Origin of the sequence: Bacteroides sp. B1-V-101 (genome assembly GCF_023656585.1) — a bacterium.
In the GTDB taxonomy this organism is placed as follows: Bacteria; Bacteroidota; Bacteroidia; order Bacteroidales; family Bacteroidaceae; genus Bacteroides; species Bacteroides thetaiotaomicron.
This window is the reverse complement of record NZ_JAMOKH010000023.1, coordinates 52467-72037: the sequence shown is the minus strand read 5'-3', so window position 1 is coordinate 72037 and position 19571 is coordinate 52467. Positions and strand designations below refer to the sequence as shown.

At 46.9% G+C, this 19571-nt stretch carries 17 protein-coding genes; 7 read left to right on the top strand and 10 right to left on the bottom strand.

The features are described 5' to 3' along the window. Nucleotides 1-132 precede the first annotated feature (132 nt). From gcvP to NBH01_RS16935, 4 genes are all read right to left on the bottom strand, one after another. Nucleotides 133-2982, bottom strand: a complete 2850-nt coding sequence (gene gcvP / locus NBH01_RS16950) for an aminomethyl-transferring glycine dehydrogenase (RefSeq protein ID WP_250700200.1) — start codon at nt 2980-2982, stop codon at nt 133-135. 113 nt (nt 2983-3095) lie between these two features. Then, the gene (locus tag NBH01_RS16945) at nt 3096-3734 is read right to left on the bottom strand and encodes an MBL fold metallo-hydrolase (protein WP_008763490.1); all 639 of its coding nucleotides are present in this window, start codon (nt 3732-3734) and stop codon (nt 3096-3098) included. A 21-nt stretch (nt 3735-3755) separates the two neighbouring features. Further along, entirely contained in the window at nt 3756-4376 is a 621-nt protein-coding gene (gene rsmG, locus NBH01_RS16940; RefSeq protein WP_008765865.1) for a 16S rRNA (guanine(527)-N(7))-methyltransferase RsmG, read from the bottom strand. A gap of 113 nt (nt 4377-4489) precedes the next feature. Beyond that, on the bottom strand, nt 4490-5341 hold the full coding sequence (locus NBH01_RS16935) for a DUF3298 and DUF4163 domain-containing protein (protein ID WP_016267722.1): 852 nt from the start codon (nt 5339-5341) through the stop codon (nt 4490-4492). A gap of 224 nt (nt 5342-5565) precedes the next feature. Between NBH01_RS16935 and NBH01_RS16930 the strand changes: the two genes are divergently transcribed. Then, a complete protein-coding gene (locus tag NBH01_RS16930; RefSeq protein ID WP_008763492.1) occupies nt 5566-5799 on the top strand; it encodes a YecH family metal-binding protein in 234 nt (77 codons plus the stop codon). 194 nt (nt 5800-5993) lie between these two features. Continuing rightward, nucleotides 5994-6500: a hypothetical protein gene (locus NBH01_RS16925; RefSeq protein ID WP_022471110.1), complete on the top strand. Its 507-nt coding sequence runs from the start codon at nt 5994-5996 to the stop codon at nt 6498-6500. 9 nt (nt 6501-6509) lie between these two features. Here NBH01_RS16925 and NBH01_RS16920 read toward each other — a convergent pair whose 3' ends face one another. Together NBH01_RS16920 and NBH01_RS16915 are read right to left on the bottom strand one after the other, a co-directional pair. After that, nucleotides 6510-7433 (bottom strand): cation diffusion facilitator family transporter, encoded by a 924-nt coding sequence (locus tag NBH01_RS16920; RefSeq protein WP_103877782.1) that lies wholly within the window; start codon nt 7431-7433, stop codon nt 6510-6512. Between the two features lie 4 nt (nt 7434-7437). Next, nucleotides 7438-7617, bottom strand: a complete 180-nt coding sequence (locus NBH01_RS16915; RefSeq protein ID WP_008765862.1) for a hypothetical protein — start codon at nt 7615-7617, stop codon at nt 7438-7440. A gap of 125 nt (nt 7618-7742) precedes the next feature. On the opposite strand from NBH01_RS16915, the gene NBH01_RS16910 reads away from it, so the two are divergent. From NBH01_RS16910 to NBH01_RS16895, 4 genes are all read left to right on the top strand, one after another. Then, nucleotides 7743-8141, top strand: a complete 399-nt coding sequence (locus tag NBH01_RS16910) for a hypothetical protein (RefSeq protein WP_011107631.1) — start codon at nt 7743-7745, stop codon at nt 8139-8141. A gap of 135 nt (nt 8142-8276) precedes the next feature. Continuing rightward, nucleotides 8277-10496 (top strand): TonB-dependent receptor, encoded by a 2220-nt coding sequence (locus NBH01_RS16905; protein WP_055300592.1) that lies wholly within the window; start codon nt 8277-8279, stop codon nt 10494-10496. Between the two features lie 23 nt (nt 10497-10519). Beyond that, on the top strand, nt 10520-10891 hold the full coding sequence (locus tag NBH01_RS16900; protein WP_225680563.1) for a heavy-metal-associated domain-containing protein: 372 nt from the start codon (nt 10520-10522) through the stop codon (nt 10889-10891). Between the two features lie 63 nt (nt 10892-10954). Then, nucleotides 10955-13171, top strand: a complete 2217-nt coding sequence (locus NBH01_RS16895; RefSeq protein ID WP_008765859.1) for a heavy metal translocating P-type ATPase — start codon at nt 10955-10957, stop codon at nt 13169-13171. Nucleotides 13172-13467: 296 nt separating this feature from the next. On the opposite strand, the gene NBH01_RS16890 is transcribed toward NBH01_RS16895, so the two are convergent. Next, entirely contained in the window at nt 13468-14304 is an 837-nt protein-coding gene (locus NBH01_RS16890) for a helix-turn-helix domain-containing protein (protein ID WP_008765858.1), read from the bottom strand. An 89-nt stretch (nt 14305-14393) separates the two neighbouring features. On the opposite strand from NBH01_RS16890, the gene lipB reads away from it, so the two are divergent. Continuing rightward, the gene (lipB, locus tag NBH01_RS16885; protein WP_234140954.1) at nt 14394-15062 is read left to right on the top strand and encodes a lipoyl(octanoyl) transferase LipB; all 669 of its coding nucleotides are present in this window, start codon (nt 14394-14396) and stop codon (nt 15060-15062) included. Between the two features lie 21 nt (nt 15063-15083). Here lipB and NBH01_RS16880 read toward each other — a convergent pair whose 3' ends face one another. From NBH01_RS16880 to NBH01_RS16870, 3 genes are read right to left on the bottom strand one after another with little or no spacing between them, the layout of a single operon-like run. After that, nucleotides 15084-16016, bottom strand: coding sequence for a PorV/PorQ family protein (locus NBH01_RS16880; protein WP_008765856.1), 933 nt, complete (start codon nt 16014-16016; stop codon nt 15084-15086). Between the two features lie 11 nt (nt 16017-16027). After that, nucleotides 16028-17575, bottom strand: coding sequence for an N-acetylmuramoyl-L-alanine amidase-like domain-containing protein (locus tag NBH01_RS16875; RefSeq protein ID WP_234140953.1), 1548 nt, complete (start codon nt 17573-17575; stop codon nt 16028-16030). Nucleotide 17576: 1 nt separating this feature from the next. Beyond that, nucleotides 17577-19565 (bottom strand): OPT family oligopeptide transporter, encoded by a 1989-nt coding sequence (locus NBH01_RS16870; RefSeq protein WP_250700199.1) that lies wholly within the window; start codon nt 19563-19565, stop codon nt 17577-17579. Nucleotides 19566-19571: the final 6 nt, after the last annotated feature.

The following is a 19571-nucleotide window of genomic DNA, read 5'->3' as shown; positions in this document are numbered from 1 at the left end:
CGCTTCTTATGTTCATTTAGCTCGGTGCTTATTGGAATACGCTCGGTGCTTAACAAAGGTAAGCCCGGAGCTCACATTTGCTGAGCTCCGGGCTTATTTTTTCATGTACGGATTTCCTTTGAAAGCTTCTTCTTATTCGAACGTTCCGTAGCGGGTCGGCAATAATTTCCGGTCTCCCAACGTATTGTCTACGCGAGCCACATTCACCCAGAACTTATTCTCACGCACGCTTTCTATCGGATACGCTGCTTTCTCACGTGTGTAGGAATGTTCCCAGTTATCATTCACAATTTCATATTCCGGATGCGGGGCGTTGACTAATACATTATCATTCTTATCTGCTTCTTCGTTTTTCACTTCCTGGATTTCTTTCCATATATTCAGCATGACGTCTATAAAGTTGTTCAACTCCGCCAGGCTTTCGCTTTCAGTAGGTTCAATCATCAATGTGCCGTGAACAGGGAAGGAGAGAGTCGGTGCATGATAGCCGTAGTCCATCAGACGCTTCGCGATGTCATTTTCTGAGATACCCGTTTCTTCATGTACCTTGCGGCATTCCAGAATCATTTCATGTCCGACGAAACCGGTAGCTCCCCGATAAACAATACCGTAAGTATCTTTTAGACAGGCAGCCAGATAGTTGGCATTGAGAATGGCTATTTTAGTAGCCTGAGTCAAGCCTTCGGTACCCATCATCCGGATGTAGCCGTATGTGATAGGCAAGATACCCGCACTGCCGAACGGAGCTGCGGAAACCTGATTTTGCGTACTGCCGAAGATCGAATGTCCCGGCAAGAATGGAACCAGATGCTCAGCTACACAGATAGGGCCTACACCCGGACCGCCGCCGCCATGTGGTGAAGCAAACGTCTTGTGCAAATTCAAGTGACAAACGTCTGCACCTATAAATCCCGGATTGGTTAATCCTACCTGTGCATTCATGTTGGCACCATCCATATATACTTGTGCGCCACAAGCGTGGATGATTTCACAGATTTCCTTTATTTCCGTCTCGAAGATACCATGCGTTGACGGATAGGTGATCATCAGTGCAGCCAGTGCTTCCTTGTTCTCTTCGGCTTTGGCACGCAGGTCGCCCATATCTACGTTTCCTTGCTCGTCGCAAGCGCAGGTGACGGTTTCAAATCCGGCTTGTATGGCAGATGCAGGATTCGTACCGTGTGCCGAAGCCGGAATCAATATTTTGTTGCGATGTCCTTGACCAATACTTTCAAGATACGCACGGATAACTCGCAGACCGGCATATTCTCCCGCAGCACCCGAGTTCGGCTGCAGGCTGACACCTGCAAATCCGGTAATAACCTTCAAGTCCTCGCTCAAATTGCTGATCAATTCACGATATCCTTCCGCCTGATCTTCCGGCACCAACGGATGCATGCTCATAAACTCCGGACGGCTTAAAGGAAGCATTTCAGCGGCTGCGTTGAGCTTCATCGTACACGATCCGAGGGAAATCATGGACTGGGCCAATGAAATATCCTTCCGATCCAGACGTTTGATGTAGCGCATCATTTCCGTTTCCGTATGATAGTTGGAGAACACCTCGTGCGTGAGGAAAGGCGTGGTGCGTTTCAGTGCTTTGTCAATATTGCTCTTTTCCGGCACGTCCTCTACCTTCTGATAATCTTTCCCGGCGGCAATGGCAAAGATGGAAAGCAACACGTTCGTAGCTGCTACATCTGTCGTTTCATCGATGCTGAAACCTACGTCTCCGTTCTCGTAATAGCGCAGGTTCACTTCCTTGCTTAGTGCGATCGTGCGAATCTGCTGCGCCGAAACGTGTTCCGGCAACTCGAAACGTAGCGTATCGAAATATTGTGCATTGACTTGCGTATATCCGAATTTCTTTAATTGCTTGTCGAGGAAGACAGTGATGCTATGAATACGCGAAGCAATCGTTCTGATTCCTTCCTGTCCGTGATATACAGTGTAGAAACCTGCCATCGTAGCGAGTAATGCCTGAGCCGTGCAAATATTGGAAGTGGCTTTTTCGCGTTTGATATGCTGTTCGCGTGTCTGCAAAGCCATTCGGTAGCAGAGTTTGCCGTATTTGTCTTTGGACCATCCGATGATGCGTCCCGGCATGTTCCGCTTGTACTCGTCACGTGTGGCGAAGTAGGCTGCCGAAGGGCCACCGTAAAACATTGGTGTACCCAGACGTTGTGTTGTACCGAATACGATATCCGCTCCCCATTCTCCCGGAGGAGTCAGCAGGGCAAGACTCAGAATGTCAGCGGCAACGGCAACTTTGCAGTCTGCTTCATGTGCCTTTTTTGTGAAGTCGGCATAGTCTTCCACATTACCGCTGGAGTTAGGATATTGCAGGATGCAGGCGAAGATTTCCGGTGAGGGTTCAAACTCTTTATATTTGCCTGTGCGCAATTCGATGCCTTGTGGAATGGCACGTGTGGTCATTACTGCCAAGGTCTGCGGGAAGATGTTTTCGTCCACAAAGACTATGTTGGCACCTGCTTTCTGTTGGGCACGCGAACGCAGAGCATACATCATGGTTACGGCTTCGGCGGCGGCAGTCGCTTCATCCAGCAGTGAGCAGTTGGCGAGCGGCATAGCGGTGAGGTCACAGACGGCAGTCTGGAAATTCATCAACGCTTCCAGTCTTCCTTGCGACACTTCTGTCTGATAAGGCGTGTAAGAAGTATACCATACGGGATTTTCGAATACATTCCGTTGGATAACGGCAGGAGTAATCGTATTATACCACCCCAATCCGATGTATGTCGTATACAGTTTGTTTTTACTTGCCAGGTCGGCAATGTGTTTTCCAAATTCGTATTCCGTCAACGGCTTGGCCAGTGCCAGCGGTTCCTTCAGTCGGATGTTGGCAGGGATGGTTTTGTTGATCAGTTCATCCAGTGAGTCTACGCCTATTTTGCGGAGCATCACGGCTGTGTCTTCTTCATTGATGCCGATGTGACGGCTAGCTAACAAATCTGTTTTCATAATTTATGGGGGATGTTTTTAAGTATTAAGTATTAGGTATTAAGTATTATCCATGCGGATAAATATGCCAGAAGCTACGGTTAATACTTAATACCTAATACTTGTATTCTTTTTTATCTGAAAAATGGATTCTCTGCCTTCTCCATTCCGATGGTCGTTGGCGCACCATGTCCGGGGTATACGACTGTCTCGTTGGGAAGTACGAATAAACGGCTGCAAATATGATCGATCAGTTCGTCGAAGTTGCCACCCGACAGATCGGCACGACCGATGCTGCCTTGAAACAATACGTCGCCGGAGAACATGCAGTTTTCTTCCTTGCAATAATACACCAGGCTACCGGGCGAATGTCCGGGGACATGGATTGCTTCCAGTTTGGTGTGTCCGAAAGTGATGATATCTCCGTCATGCAGATATTTCCCCAACGGAACCGGTTCTTCCTGCAATTGGAAGCCGAACATACGGCTCTGTTTCGGAGCTTCATCGATCCAGAACTCATCCGCCTTATTGGCTTCTGCCGACAGACCGAACTCTTTCAGCATAAACGGATTGCCGAAGATGTGATCCAGATGTAAGTGAGTATTCAGCAGATGTTTCACTGTTAACTCATTGGTGAGGATGAACTTCTTTAGTGCTTGTTTTTCCTCTTCGTAGAAGCAGCCCGGATCGATGACAACCGCCTCTTTTGTGTCATCCCATAAAACGTAGCAATTTACGGGAAACATATTAAACTCAAATCTCTTTATTTTCATGGTTTTGATAACTCCTGATTCCTATATTTGTGAATATACTACCTTCTTTGTTTCAAAGAACTCTTCCTCGAAGTTTTCGCTCAGGCTGTGGATGACTGTTTTATGCTTGAACGGCATCGTTTCATGCTCCAGTTCGCCTCCTTTGAGACAGATCAGTCCGTTGGGCATAGCATTCTGCTGCTTGGGGGAAATGTTCTTTTTGATGATCTTGATCAGATCCGCCAAAGGCATTACGGCACGGCTCACGACGAAGTCGAACAGTTGTTTTTCCTCTTCGGCACGGGCATGACGGAAAGTGACGTTTTTCAGTCCGATGGCATTGGCCACTTCTGTCGCCACACGTACTTTCTTGCCGATGCTGTCTACCAGATGAAACTTGGTTTCGGGGAACAGGATGGCGAGCGGAATGCCGGGAAATCCTCCTCCTGTACCCAAATCCATGACCTTGGTTCCGGGACGGAATTGAATCACTTTGGCGATGCCTAATGAATGGAGAACATGATGCTCGTACAGATTTTCGATGTCTTTGCGGGAGATAACGTTGATTTTCGCATTCCAGTCGATGTAGAGGTCGTATAGAGCGGCAAACTGTTTACGCTGCTCTTCCGTCAGATCCGGAAAATATTTCAGTATGATTTCCACTTTAAGTATTTTGAATGGTGAATTTTGATTTATAAGTGAAATGAATATCCTTCTGCATCACACGGGGCAATAACAACAGGATATTCATTGGTGTTCAATCTTTTAATAGCTGTTTAATCTTTCAGGTCTCCAAGAATTGGGTTGCTGCCCAGCAGATGTTCCATCATAGAGTATGGAATGGTAACTTTGACAGGTCCCATCGAGTACGGTGTGATGTCGTATATATTATAGTAGAAGGTGATACCTTCTTTACTCAGATAGAAGTTCTCTGTCGGGGCGATGTCTCCGGTCGAAGCATATCCCATGTCTTCCAGCGCTTCGTGAGTAGTTACTTTGTTGTCAGCCATCAGTTGGTTCCAGATCAGATCCGTCAGGGCTTCCTGGAAGTCGCCTACAAAAATATCATCGAGGCGGAGCGGACGCATCAGAGTGAGATCCATGTTCAGGAAAGTCGACATATACATACCGTGTGCGCCTCCGGTATATTCGTTGTAGTCAACGCGATATACTAGCAGGTCTTTCTCATAAAGTTGCACGTGGCTTTCGATGCTCTTGTAATAGGAGTACCATGCGCCTACCACTGCATCGCTTTCTTTATTCTTTTCGTCTTCGGCGTACATCGGCTCTTGGTCGTGGCGATACTCGTCAATGTAATTCTTGGCGTATTGCTTCACTACCGCTTCTGGCTTTTCGCCGATATATTTGTCTCCGAAGCAGACGGAGATGAAGTAAGCGTTCAGACTGTCTTTCAGCATCTCGTCCGACGACTTGACGGGATAGGCGAAGTTGATGATAATATTGCACGCGGGTTTGGCGGTGTCATTAAAGAGGTGTGCCGTCTCGTTAACCTGTATACTATCGAATTGTAATGCTCCCGTGTTTTTGTTCATCTTGTCATGACAAGAAAACAAAAAGCCGCTTACCGAAAGTATAACCGCAAGCAGACTGACATATTGTTTTTTCATACTCGTTTTTTCTATAAATTCAACATTGATCATATCTATCACTATCGACAAATATAAATGAAATTACCGAATACTGCGAATAAAAAAGGAAAAATATTCAGCTACTTTCTTCGGCAATGTATATAGGGGATGCCATTGTTAATGATTCTTTTTTTCTTGCTTCTGTATCATATGTTACAGTTTTAATCTGTACGCCGTACTTATCTTTGCAGAAAAAATAGATTATGGAACAGTTACATGCACACGAAGTCCTTCACATGATGGAGGGAAATAGTTATACTGAGGCATCTCTGAGGGCTGCAATCGTAGAGAAGTTTGGCGAACATCAGCGTTTTTATACTTGTTCGGCAGATAATATGGAAGTGGACGAACTGATCGGATTTCTTAAACGAAAAGGGAAGTTCATGCCTGCCGGTGAGGAATTTACGGTTGATATCAGTAAGGTATGCAGTCATTGATTCTCTGTGGCGGACGGTATGATAGATAAGCCAATAGGATAGTTGAGAGAAGAAATGTTAGTAGTCATAGGTTATACCTGTCGTTTTTCATAGATAGGGAAATTCCTATTTGCAAGTAGGAAGAAGTCTTTGCGAAGGGAATTTTCTCATACTACATTTGGGGTATTCAAAAAAACTACTAAACTATACCTATTATGAAAAAGAGTCAGATCCTTATGTCTTTGCTGCTGGTGATATTGCTCAGCAGTTGTTATGCAAGCAGAATTACTTATGAGAATTTGAGTATTATCCAACGTGGGATGTCTTCAAAAGAAGTAATAGCTATTATGGGTAAACCGAGCTATCGAAGTTTTGACGAAGAGAGTGAGATGCTGGAATTTCGTACTTCCGAGTCAAGTATTGCAGGAGTCGTTAATATCTGGTTCGTTGATGACCGGGTGACTAAGATGAAAAGTTATCATACCAATGGCTGTATGGACCGGAACAGAGCCATAGAGGATAAGGAAGAGGAGGAATCTGCAAAGAAGGAAAAGAAAGAAAAAGAAGAAACAAGCGCCCGCATACGTGTGACGACGGACGGAAAGCATATCATACAGACTGGTTCCATCATAGTCACTCCGGATGGAAAGCACGAGACGGTGGTCAGTGATTGTGGTGGAGTAATCATAACAGCTTCGGGGGAGCATATACTTGCTCCTTAACGCCTTCCGTCAATTCACCATACCCTTGTCAATACCAAATTTCTCGTCTGTCTGACATTCGCCGGCAGGTTCCACGTGTACTAAGATATCATAGACATTGTCTATAGAGCTTTTTATGCTTTTCTCCACAGCGTCGGCTATCTGATGGGCCTGTGTGATGGTTATCTGCGGATTTACCTCGATATCGAGGGTAATCATATAAAGATTCCCGATCATTCTTGATCTTACCCGGTGTGGGTTGCTCGCACCGGGAACTGTTTCTACTGCTTCGAATATCTTATTGTACACATTGACATCTTTGACGCCATCCATCAATTCCACATTCGAATCGATGAAAATGCCAATCGAAGATTTTATGATAAAGAGGCTGATGATTAGTCCTGTGATGGAGTCGAGTATAGGCAGTTTGAATATGAACGTGAATATCAGTCCCAGCAGCACACTGGAGGAAATGATAACATCATTGCGCATATTGATGGCATTGGCCGTCAGCATGGAGCTATCTATCTTTTTCCCTTGTTTGTACTGATATAAAGCCAGGAGAAGTTTGCCGATAATCGAAAAGATCGTGACGTATATAGCAATGGCTGACGGAATTTCTTTTGCTTCTTCGGAAAAGATACTTCCGATAGATGATATCAACATTTGCACCCCTGCATAGAATATCACAAGCGAAAGAATTTTAGTCGCAATCCCTTCGGCTTTCTCATAGCCGAATACGTACTTCTTGGAAGGCGGCTGGCTGATAATGCGTGCTGTGAAAATCATGACAATGGAGATGATCACATCCGTTGCCGAATCAATACCGTCGCCTAGCACGGCAAGACTGCCGGCCCATAAACCTACGATGATTTTTGATGTGGAAAGTATGGCATTACCAATAGTACTTATCCAGGAAGTTCTGATTAATATCTGCTCTCTTTTAGCTTTCATGTGATTAAGCCTTTGACATTCCGGTTAGTATATAGCTGCCTTTCAAGTTATTTTCTTTCATATAATTGACGACTTCTATCCGGCAAGCTGACATTAAAGCGTATCCTGTTAAGTTCCCGTTTATAGCTTTAATGAACGAATACTCTGTATCGTTGTGGATGAAAGATATACGATGATATTCCATGACATGATGTATTTAAAAGAACTAATATGCGGTCAAATATACGGATAATATCAGTAGTACGAATAAAAATGGAGAATTATTTAATTTGATATTGTTGCCGGAATACCTTATCTTTGTCTCCCGAAATGAAGAGACTAGCCTACATAACAGCAGTGATCCTTTCTCTCCTGATTATCTATTCAGGGGCGGGAGTATCTATTGTTCATTATTGCTGTTCCCGTTGTGAGACTGTGCAGGGCTGTTGTGCCGATGGCTGTCCCAAATGTAAGAAGTCTCATACTTGCGATTCAAAGAAAGATTGTAGAGAAAAGGGCTGTACGGCAACTATCTATAAACCCGATTTGATGAAGCATATTTCCGAACTGACAGTTTCCGTTCCGGTGATAACACTTTTCTGTGAACAGTATTGTCAGCTATTTGCTTTCACTTCTATAGACCGGACGGTGGACTTTTCCAGTCTTCCTTCTCCGCCATCTCCCTGTCCGAGGCAGAAGCTGGCGTTACATTCCGTTTTTCTGATTTAGCTGTTATTTCATCTTTTTTGTCCGATTGTACTTTGTTTTCAGCCTTTGCAGGGTATGAAAACAAGGAGAATGAATGCAACTCAGTTGCAAGAGAAATGAATTAATTTTGTATCGCAAAACTAAGTCCAAGAAAGAATGAAATATATAATAATGGGACTGTTCTCATTACTTGCAGTTACGACACAAGCGCAGGTGCGGGGAATAGTCAAAGATAATACCGGAGAGCCTGTTCCGGGTGCTAATGTATTCTGGGTGAATACGGAGCAGGGTGTAACTACCAAGGAAGATGGCAGCTTTTCTATCTCCAAACCTTCGAAGAGTCACATGCTGGTAATCAGTTTTATCGGTTTTCAGAATGACACGATTCATGTCAGCAAGAAGAATCAGGAACTGGACATTACCCTTCGAGAAGGTGTAGAACTGAATGAAGTAAATGTAGTCAGCCGCAGAATGGGAACGATGAAGTTGCGCAGCAGCGTGATGAACGAAGAGATGATAAGCAGTGCCGAATTGAGCAGGGCTGCCTGCTGTAATCTGGGAGAAAGTTTCGTGACCAACCCTTCGGTGGACGTGAGCTATTCGGATGCGGCAACGGGAGCCAAGCAGATCAAACTGCTCGGATTGTCCGGAACTTATGTACAGATGCTCACAGAGAATATCCCGAACTATCGCGGTGCGGCATCTCCTTATGGTCTGGGATATGTTCCCGGTCCGTGGATGCAAAGCATACAGGTTTCCAAAGGAATCTCATCAGTGAAGAATGGTTACGAAGCCATCACGGGACAGATTAATGTAGAGTTCAAAAAGCCGCAGTTGCCGGAGGCCGATTGGGTATCTGCCAATCTTTTCGCAAGCAGTACCAACCGGTATGAGGCGAATGCGGACGCCACCTTAAAGTTGTCAAAACGTTGGAGTACCTCTTTACTGGCGCATTATGAAAACGAAACCAAAGCGCACGACGGCAATGATGACGGCTTCGTGGATATCCCCCAAGTAGAGCAGTATAACGTGTGGAACCGATGGGCCTATATGGGAGATCATTATGTCTTTCAGGCAGGCTTCAAGGCCCTTTCCGAAAGTCGCACTAGCGGGCAGGCACATCATACGGATATGCAGACGGGTGATCTTTATAAAGTAGGAATCGATACCGAACGTTACGAACTTTTCACCAAGAATGCTTATATATTTAATAAGAAGAAGAATACGAATCTGGCACTGATTCTTTCTGCCAGTTGGCACAATCAGGATGCCATGTACGGACGAAAACTATACAATGTAGACCAGACAAATGTGTATGCCTCTTTGATGTTTGAAACAGAGTTTAATAAGCAGAACAGTTTCTCGGCGGGGCTGAGTTTCAACTATGACGCTTATGACCAGCATTATCGGTTGGAGAATCAAACGGAATTGCCGCTCATCAAGGCTTTTGCCAAAGAAGCGGTTCCCGGAGCCTATGCGCAATACACGCTGAATCTGAATGATCAGTGGATGCTGATGGCAGGTCTGCGTGGTGACTATAGCAATGAGCACGGTTTCTTTGTGACTCCCCGTGCACATCTTAAATACAATCCGAATGAGTACGTACACTTCCGCCTCTCTGCCGGAAAAGGTTATCGTACGAATCATGTACTGGCAGAAAATAACTACCTGCTTTCCAGTAGCCGAAAGGTCGAAATAGCGAAAGGACTGGACATGGAAGAAGCATGGAACTATGGTGCCAGTGTATCTACCTACGTACCTGTATTTGGCAAAACGCTGAATATCAATGCCGAATATTATTACACAGACTTCCTGAAGCAAGTCGTAGTGGATATGGACAGTAATCCTCACGAAGTAGCCTTTTACAATCTGGACGGGCGTTCCTATTCGCATGTATTCCAAGTAGAGGCAAGCTATCCTTTCTTTAAAGGATTTACCTTGACGGGAGCTTACCGTCTGACGGATGCTCAGACCACCTACAAAGGCCAACGGATGGAGAAACCGTTGACCAGCAAATACAAAGGACTGCTGACCGCTTCGTACCAGACTCCACTCGGAATATGGCAGTTTGATGCTACGCTTCAGCTCAATGGCGGAGGAAGAATGCCTTCCCCTTATGAGTTGGCAGACGGTCAGCTATCTTGGGAGCGCCGCTATGGCAGCTTCGAGCAACTGAGTGCCCAGATTACCCGCTATTTCCGCCGCTGGTCTGTCTACATAGGAGGGGAGAACCTGACAAACTTCAAACAGAAGAATCCGATCATTGACGCAGCAAACCCGTGGGGAGGAAACTTCGACTCAACGATGATATGGGGACCTGTGCACGGGGCAAAAGCCTATATCGGAATACGTTTCAATCTGGCAAGAAATGAATAATAACCATTAAACGAATAAGAAAAATGAGAATAAAAAGATGGATGGCCACTTGCGTGGTGGCTCTTTTGAGCGTAGCAGCCGTGTTGGCAAAGGATATCCGTGTAGTAGTATTCAAAGTCTCTCAGATGCACTGCGAGAACTGCGAGAAGAAAGTGAAAAATAACATGCGCTTCGAGAAAGGCGTGAAGGAACTTTCCACCGAACTGAAGAACAAAACCGTGTCCATCACCTACGATGCCGAAAAGGCAGATGTGAAGAAGTTGCAGGCAGGATTCAAGAAGTTCAATTATGAGGCCGAGTTTGTGAAGGAAACCAAGCAGGACGGCAAGAAAGATAGCAAACAAGAATCTAAGAAAGAGGATAAGAAGGCCGATAAGAAGGCCGATAAGAAGTAATCGAACAAATACCCGTATTTGCTTGTTTTATAAATACTAATTAATTAAAGAGTAAAGGATTATATGGGTAATATAGCAAAAAAAGCGTTTCCCGTGCTTAATATGCATTGTGCGGGATGCGCTAACAATGTAGAAAAGACAGTGAAAAAGTTGCCGGGAGTCGTTGATGCTTCCGTCAACTTTGCTTCAAATACATTGACGATTTCTTATGAGGACGACAAGCTCACCCCCGGAGAAATCCGTGCAGCGGTACTTGCTGCCGGTTATGATCTGATAGTAGAAGAAGCGAATAAAGAAGAACGTCGGGAAGAAGAACAGCATAAGCGCTACCTTCGTCTGAAACGGAAAGTGATCGGCGCGTGGATATTTGTAGTGCCGTTGCTTATCTTTTCGATGTTATTAATGCATATGCCATACTCTAACGAGATACAAATGTTGCTTGCTATTCCGGTAATGGTGCTCTTCGGAGGAAGTTTCTTCACGGGGGCATGGAAACAGGCGAAGATCGGTCGTAGCAATATGGATACGCTGGTTGCGTTGAGTACCTCGATAGCCTTCCTTTTCAGTTTGTTCAACACTTTCTTTCCGCAGTTCTGGACAGATCGCGGACTGGAACCGCACGTCTATTACGAAGCTTCCGCAGTGATCATTGCCTTCGTTCTGACCGGAAAGATGATGGAGGAACGCGCCAAAGGAAATACCTCGGATGCCATTCGCAAACTGATGGGAATGCAGCCTAAAGTGGCACGTGTATTGCGTGGCGGGGTAGAGGAAGAGATACAAATAGACCTGTTGCAGGTAGGCGATATGGTGGTAGTCCGTCCCGGCGAACAGATTCCCGTGGATGGTCAGCTTTCGGAGGGCGATTCGTATGTGGATGAAAGTATGATTAGCGGTGAGCCGATTCCGGTAGAGAAGAAAAAGGGCGATAAGGTCCTTGCCGGAACAATCAATCAGCGCGGTTCCTTCATCATTCGTGCTTCTCAGGTGGGAAGTGATACTGTGCTGGCACGCATCATTCACATGGTGCAGGAAGCACAAGGCAGCAAAGCTCCTGTGCAGCGTATCGTAGACCGTATTACAGGCATCTTCGTTCCTGTCGTGTTGGGAATTGCCATTCTGACGTTTGTGCTGTGGGTAGCTATCGGTGGCAGTGAGTATATTTCTTATGGTATTCTTTCTGCTGTATCCGTTCTGGTCATAGCCTGTCCCTGTGCTCTGGGACTTGCCACACCTACTGCGCTGATGGTGGGAATCGGTAAAGCTGCCGGACAGCATATTCTGATAAAAGACGCCGTCGCTCTGGAGCAGATGCGTAAGGTAGATGTGGTGGTACTGGATAAAACCGGTACTTTGACCGAAGGACATCCTACCGCTACCGGATGGTTGTGGGCACAGCCGCAGGAAGAACACTTCAAAGATGTACTTCTTGCTGCCGAGCTGAAATCGGAACACCCGTTGGCAGGCGCGATTGTAGCCGTACTCCAAGACGAGGAAAAGATAACTCCCGCTCCTTTGAGCAGTTTTGAAAGCATCACAGGCAAAGGTATAAAGGTGTCTTATCAAGGTAAGACTTACTGGGTGGGCAGCCATAAACTTCTGAAAGATTTCAGCGCTACAGTAAGCGATGTCATGGCTGATATGCTGGTACACTACGAATCAGACGGAAACGGAATCATATACTTCGGACGTGAGAATGAACTTTTGGCTATCATTGCCGTTTCCGACCCGATCAAGGCTACTTCTGCCGAGGCAGTGAAAGAACTGAAACGTCAGGGCATTGATATCTGTATGCTTACCGGTGACGGTCAGCGGACGGCTCTGGCAGTCTCTTCCCGTCTGGGTATCGAGCGATTTGTGGCAGATGCCTTGCCGGACGATAAAGCCGAATTTGTGCGTGAGCTGCAAATGCAGGGAAAGAAAGTGGCAATGGTGGGCGATGGTATCAATGACTCACAGGCACTGGCGTTGGCTGACGTCAGCATTGCTATGGGAAAGGGTACGGATATTGCTATGGATGTCGCTATGGTGACGCTGATGACGTCCGACTTGCTGTTACTCCCTAAAGCCTTCGAACTGTCCAGGCAGACTGTACGACTGATTCATCAGAACCTTTTCTGGGCATTTATCTACAACTTGATCGGTATTCCTATCGCTGCCGGAGTATTGTTCCCTATAAACGGATTGTTGCTGAATCCGATGCTGGCAAGTGCCGCCATGGCATTCTCTAGTGTGAGTGTAGTGCTCAATTCGTTGAGTTTGGGAAGAAGGAAGATTTAAGAAGAGAGCCTGCTTAACGTTCTTTTATGGATTTATGGGGCCGACTAAAAAGTCGGTAGTATCTTAAATCTCCTCCTTCGGGAAGGAGGAGTACCCGTAGGGGGAGGTGGTAGGTGAATACGCAATTTTTTCATTCACAATGGATTAGAGATAACCTTGTTTTACCTACCACCCCGCCCTACGGGCACCCCTCCTTCGAGAAGGAGGGGAATCCATGCGGATAGTTGGCTCAAATCTGTACATTTGGAGCCAATACGGTATTTCGGACTGATCCATTGATTTTAGAAGTAACGGACTCAACTATTTCTAAATTCCAGCGGTGACATCCCTACATGCCGTCTGAAGAACTTGCAGAAGAAAGAGGGATTCGGGAAATTCAGCGAATAAGCTATCTCCTGAATAGTCATATCCGTACCCTTTAGCTGCGCTTTGGCATCGATAATGACAATATAAGCAATAGTATCCAATACACTTTTCCCCGTCACTTGTTTTACGGTGGTGCTCAGATGTTGCAGAGAGATTCCCAGTTGATCGGCATAGAACTGTGCACAACGCTGGTCTTTGTAGTGTTCAGTGATCAGTTGAATCAACTTCCGGCAAATCTCCTTCTTACGGTTCGAATGATTGTTTCCCGAATAATTCCGGTACATCAGCTGGATGCTTGTCAGAATAGTCTGGAGTGATAAGTCCGCCAATTTGGAGTCCATCTTGAAAGACTCGTCACAACTGGCATGAGACAACAAGGCAAAATATTCCTTCAGATAGTCAGCGATATTCTCGGAAAGAGGGATGATCGGCTGTTCTATCAGCTTGGGATAAGCGTTCCCGATAGTGGTCAGCAAGTTGATATGTCCGATACATTTCGCAGAGAATCCGGCAAAACAAAGACTAACCTTTTCCGCTTTCTCACGGAACTGTATGATTGTTCCGGGAAGTAATGTAATCAGATCATTCGGGTGAACCTCGTATTCCAACAGATTGATGGAGACTTTCATGGTTCCTTCCGTACAGATGGCGAAAATACACGCCTGCAGCCGGCACGATTGTTTGTAGATGTTCAGAATATCTTCGGTTACTTTAGTCCATGCCAACACCTCCAGAGGCAAATCTACTTGTGGAACTTCCATTTTCATAAGAGTGTTTGTTATCTTTGGTTTAGAGTGCTTGTTATATTCGGTCCGCAAATGTACGATTTTTCTTTTTATTTCTTACTTTTGTCCTCATGAAAACTGTATTAGTAGACTGGAATTTGATTCCATACGCCGAGGCATGGCAGCGGCAGACAGAATGGTTTGATACCCTTGTCTGCGCAAAAGCGCAGGGAGAACCCTATGAAAACCGTATTATTATGTGCGAACATCCGCACGTCTATACTTTGGGACGTAGCGGAAAAGAAAAGAATATGCTGTTGAATGACGATCAGCTGAAAGCCATTCAGGCTACCCTTTTCCGTATAGATCGGGGAGGGGATATCACGTATCATGGTCCCGGACAGCTAGTCTGTTATCCGATCTTGAATCTGGAAGAGTTTCATTTGGGGCTGAAGGAATATGTGCACCTGCTCGAAGAGGCTGTGATACGTGTCTGTGCCTCCTATGGCATTGAAGCGGGACGGCTTGAAAAAGCAACAGGTGTCTGGCTGGAGGGGAGTACGCCCCGTGCCCGTAAGATTTGTGCGATCGGAGTGAGGAGCAGTCATTATGTTACCATGCACGGACTGGCTCTGAATGTGAATACGGATTTACGCTATTTCAGCTATATTCATCCTTGTGGCTTTATAGATAAAGGCGTCACTTCTCTTCGTCAGGAGCTGAAGCACGAAGTGCCTATGGACGAAGTGAAGCAACGCCTTGAATGCGAGCTTAGCAAACTGCTCAATGATAAAACTTAGCGGACTGCCCGAAGGAAAAGCCTAGAAAACGATTCCAATGCCGAGCTGCCATGTCTTATGCATGAAACAGTCTTTATCAGCCAGTGCATAAGAGAAATCTGCGCGAATCGGCCAGAAGTTGATTCCGCAGCCCAGTGTACCGTAGTTGCCTGTTCCTTTGTCGTTATCCCCGAAGTGATATCCTCCACGGATAATTCCATATTTCAGGAAATTATATTCCGCTCCGATGCCGGCTTGAAGATGGCGGTACTCGGACGGGAGCAGGTAATTGAAGTCAAGAGCCACCTGCAAGCGGTTGTCCATACTGAACGGCAGGTCGATGGCACCACCCAGTCCCAGTCGGGCAGGCAGTTTCTGTCCGTCCAGCTTGCTACCCAGGTTGGCGGCTTGAAATCCGATTGTCCATGAAGCCATTTCGTCCAGAATACCCATGCTGCGATGGTAGCTGGCACCGAGGTCCACGGAGACTGATCCTTTGCTGTCCGCATCCTTATAGGCTTTTGCCTGCAGATATCTGAGTGTTAATGAAAGGGACAGGTTCTTGGCTACATTTCTGAAGTATGCGGCTTCCACGTTCCATGCGCGGGCATGATCTTCTGCACCGTCCTGCCAATGAAAATCAGCATCCTTGTAGTGACGGAATCCTACGCTAAATCCGTGCTTCCCTTCCCGTCCGATGCGGTAGAAAAGGGATGCGCTATGCATTCCAAAGTCTTTATTTATGTCAGCGTATGAGTAGCTGGCACCCATTACATCCTGCGAGAAAGCGATGGTGGAAGCGTTATGAAAGATAGCCGTGCTTCCATTGTCAGTGATAGCCAGTCCTGTGCCGGCCATACCTGCCGATTGGGCATCCGGAGTAATCTCCAGAAAAGAGGCGCTTGCCACTCCCTGTGCTCCCAGAAAAGTAGGCAACAGACACGACGCGAGAAGTAAATGTTTTACTCGTTTCATAATCATTTGTTTTAAGGGTGAGACATCCGGACGACACGTATGCCGCTCCATGATTTATTATTGCGAAGCATTTGGCTGAGAGGCTCTTCGCTGACAACAACCTTGCCAAGCGTAGAAGAGGCGTGAAGCAAATGCAATTTTCCGTTTATATATTCGGCTATCCCTACATGAGCTACATCCAGTCCCGGAAGATTCGTGGTGATGGCGATGATATCACCGTCCATGATCCACGGAAGTCCTGCGTCGGGGAGTTTTCCTTTAGGTAGCCAGTGTACCTTTTTCCCGGACAATGCCTTTTCATGCTCGGCCATCCGTTTCACGTTCTCCGGCGAATCCGCCAGTTGCCTGTACTTTTGGGGATGGGTGGACATATAAGAGAGAGACAGTTTGGTGGTCTGCGTACTGTTTTGTGCAGTAACGTCTTCCAGAAATCCTTGGCGGACACCGTTCTCAATCCAGTCGGAGGTATAGTGCAACCGCGAAGTGTATCCGTCGATCACACCGTCCCGATAACGTATCTTTTGCAGATTATCGGCAAAAGAAGATCCCATTGCCTGAGCCAGCGTATATTCGACGAAAGTAAGGCAATCTACCGTCTGGGGCAGGATGACTAACTTTTCTTCCGTTCCCTGATCCAGTGTGTTGGCTACATACTTTGTTCCAAGGTACGTCTTTCCGATTCTCAGCATCGGTGCTGTTTCCTTCGGAAATACGACACCGTCACGCAACCACTTTTCGAGTTCCTGTGTCCATTGTTGCTTATACTTGAAGTTGTCCCGGAATCCCCAGCCATGTCCGCCGGTAGGGTAGACATGAAGCGATGCGGGAACATTGTTTTTCTGTAAAGCGAGATAATAGTTCACTCCGTTGGAAGGAGGCACGGCACCGTCATCAGAAGACAGGACGATAAAGGCTTGCGGAGTATCGGATGTCACTTGCAGTTCGTTGGAGAAGAGTACCTCTTGTTCTGCGGTCGGATTTCCGCCCAGAAGCTCTTTTCTCGAACCGCCATGAGTACTTTGCGTCATGGTGACCACCGGATAAAGCAGAATCTGAAAGTCGGGACGCGATGCCGCACTGTAATGGGTGGCAAGGGTAGAGGCAAGATGTCCTCCGGCGGATGCTCCCATGATTCCTATTTTGCGGGGATGGATATTCCATTCTCCGGCATGCTCGCGTACAATGCGAATTGCTCTTTCCGCATCCGACAAAGGGACTTCGCAATGACCGTTCGGCATCCGGTACTTTAATACAACGTAAGTGATGCCCTGTCCGCAGAACCAGGATGCCATATCGTGCCCTTCATGATCCATGGCGAGGCGGCTGTAGCCACCTCCGGGACACATGATGACAGCCATTCCGTTCGGCTGCGGTGCACGGTAAACGGTTATGGTGGGGTCGGTGACATTGCTGATTCTGTGGGGTGACACTTCCTTTTCCCCGCCGGTCAGTCCGTTGGAGTTGGGAGCACCGTCGGGCCACAAAGGTAGCTCGACGGGCTGTTGTGCAAATGTCATTGCAGTCATAAGTGATACTATAACAGATAACAGTTTCCTCATCTTATTTTACTTTCATGGAAGCCTTGATAAAGTAGAGGATCAATAAAGCGTAAGCTCCTAATGCTAACACTTCCGACCAGGTATTGTTCAGCCAGGCTTCGTTGACCAGATTGATACCGCCGAAACGCATTGCCGCGCTCACTACTCCCATCAATGCGCCTCCGGCAATGAAACCGGATGCCAGCAATGTTCCTTTTTCACCTCTTTCCGTATTGAGTGCCGTATCCTTGCTGCGGCTTGTCACATACCAGTTGACGGCACCGCCTACTACCAGCGGCACATTCAGCTCCAACGGAATAAACATACCCAGCGCAAAGGCCAGTGCGGGAATCTTGAAGAATGTCAGCACGATAGCAAGGATTGCACCGATGCCATACAGCAACCAGGGGGCGCCTACGCCGCTCATCAGCGGTTCGATAACGGCCGCCATCGCATTGGCTTGTGGTGCAGCCAGTGCGCTGCTGGTGAAGCCGTATGTCTTGTTCAGTATAATCATTACACCGCCTACCGTGGCAGCAGAAACGATGGTTCCCAAGAATTTCCATGTTTCCTGTTTGGCGGGCGTACTACCCAGCCAGTAACCGATTTTCAAGTCGGTGATGAAACCGCCCGCCATAGACAGTGCCGTACATACTACACCACCCATCACAAGTGCGGCCACCATGCCCGAAGGACCTTTCAGTCCGACAGCTACCATCACTACGGAAGCCAGAATCAGTGTCATCAATGTCATTCCCGATACCGGATTGGTGCCTACAATGGCAATCGCATTGGCAGCTACCGTCGTGAACAGGAAGGAAATGCCTGCTACCAGCGCAATCGCTACCAGCGTATGGACGATATTTCCCTGCATGATATCGAAGTAGAAGAACAGCACGATCAGAATCAGCGTAAGGATAGAGCCGATAGCGATGATTTTCATCGAAAGGTCACGCTGTGTACGCACGATATTCTTTTCTACATTGCCTTTACCGCCCATTTCTTTGGCAGCCAGTCCGACGGCACTCTTGATGATTCCCCACGAACGGATGATACCGATGACACCCGCCATGGCAATACCGCCGATACCGATGCTCTTGGCGTAATACTTGAAGATTTCTTCGGGGCTCATCATGCCTACCGTAGAAGTGATTTCGGGGTTCCATGCGTTCAGCACGCTGTCTCCCCAGATGGCGGACATTCCCGGAATGATGATCCACCATACTGCCAGTGATCCGGCACAGATGATGGAAGCATATTTCAGTCCGACGATATAGCCCAGACCGAGTACGGCAGCTCCCGTATTTACTTTGAATACCAGTTTCGCTTTCTCAGCCAGCATTTCTCCGGCTCCGCATACGCGGGTGGTGAAGTTCTCGTTCCACCAGCCGAAAGTGGCCACGATGAAGTCATACAATCCACCGATCATTCCCGCCATCAACAGCGGTTTGGCCTGGCTGCCGCTCTTTTCTCCGGACACCAGCACCTGTGTAGTAGCGGTTGCTTCGGGGAAAGGATATTTGCCGTGCATATCGCTGACGAAATATTTGCGGAAAGGAATCAGAAACAGGATACCCAGTACACCACCCAGCAGCGAGCTGATAAATACCTGCATAAAGCTGACTGTCATCTCAGGATATTTGACTTGAAGGATATAAAGGGCGGGGAGGGTAAAGATGGCTCCGGCAACGATTACACCGGAACACGCTCCGATAGACTGGATAATTACATTTTCTCCTAACGCATTTTTTCTTTTGGCTGCACCGGAGACTCCTACGGCAATGATGGCTATCGGAATAGCGGCTTCGAATACTTGTCCCACTTTCAGCCCCAGATAGGCGGCGGCTGCCGAGAAAAGGATGGCCATGGCGATACCCCATGTTACTGACCAGAAGTTTACTTCCGGATAATTTTTGGAAGGACTCATCAGGGGATTGTACACTTCTCCTGCTTTTAACTCTCTGAACGCGTTCTCGGGTAGTCCGGTGAATTTGTCTTCTTCTTGTTTCATATTATA

Coding starts and splice junctions, on each gene's coding strand:
- gcvP (WP_250700200.1), bottom strand. CDS start 2,982: ATGAAAACAGATTTGTTAGCTAGCCGTCACATCGGCATCAATGAAGAA.
- NBH01_RS16945 (WP_008763490.1), bottom strand. CDS start 3,734: ATGAAAATAAAGAGATTTGAGTTTAATATGTTTCCCGTAAATTGCTAC.
- NBH01_RS16935 (WP_016267722.1), bottom strand. CDS start 5,341: ATGAAAAAACAATATGTCAGTCTGCTTGCGGTTATACTTTCGGTAAGC.
- NBH01_RS16930 (WP_008763492.1), top strand. CDS start 5,566: ATGGAACAGTTACATGCACACGAAGTCCTTCACATGATGGAGGGAAAT.
- NBH01_RS16925 (WP_022471110.1), top strand. CDS start 5,994: ATGAAAAAGAGTCAGATCCTTATGTCTTTGCTGCTGGTGATATTGCTC.
- NBH01_RS16920 (WP_103877782.1), bottom strand. CDS start 7,433: ATGAAAGCTAAAAGAGAGCAGATATTAATCAGAACTTCCTGGATAAGT.
- NBH01_RS16915 (WP_008765862.1), bottom strand. CDS start 7,617: ATGGAATATCATCGTATATCTTTCATCCACAACGATACAGAGTATTCG.
- NBH01_RS16910 (WP_011107631.1), top strand. CDS start 7,743: ATGAAGAGACTAGCCTACATAACAGCAGTGATCCTTTCTCTCCTGATT.
- NBH01_RS16905 (WP_055300592.1), top strand. CDS start 8,277: ATGAAATATATAATAATGGGACTGTTCTCATTACTTGCAGTTACGACA.
- NBH01_RS16900 (WP_225680563.1), top strand. CDS start 10,520: ATGAGAATAAAAAGATGGATGGCCACTTGCGTGGTGGCTCTTTTGAGC.
- NBH01_RS16895 (WP_008765859.1), top strand. CDS start 10,955: ATGGGTAATATAGCAAAAAAAGCGTTTCCCGTGCTTAATATGCATTGT.
- NBH01_RS16890 (WP_008765858.1), bottom strand. CDS start 14,304: ATGAAAATGGAAGTTCCACAAGTAGATTTGCCTCTGGAGGTGTTGGCA.
- lipB (WP_234140954.1), top strand. CDS start 14,394: ATGAAAACTGTATTAGTAGACTGGAATTTGATTCCATACGCCGAGGCA.
- NBH01_RS16880 (WP_008765856.1), bottom strand. CDS start 16,016: ATGAAACGAGTAAAACATTTACTTCTCGCGTCGTGTCTGTTGCCTACT.
- NBH01_RS16875 (WP_234140953.1), bottom strand. CDS start 17,575: ATGAGGAAACTGTTATCTGTTATAGTATCACTTATGACTGCAATGACA.
- NBH01_RS16870 (WP_250700199.1), bottom strand. CDS start 19,565: ATGAAACAAGAAGAAGACAAATTCACCGGACTACCCGAGAACGCGTTC.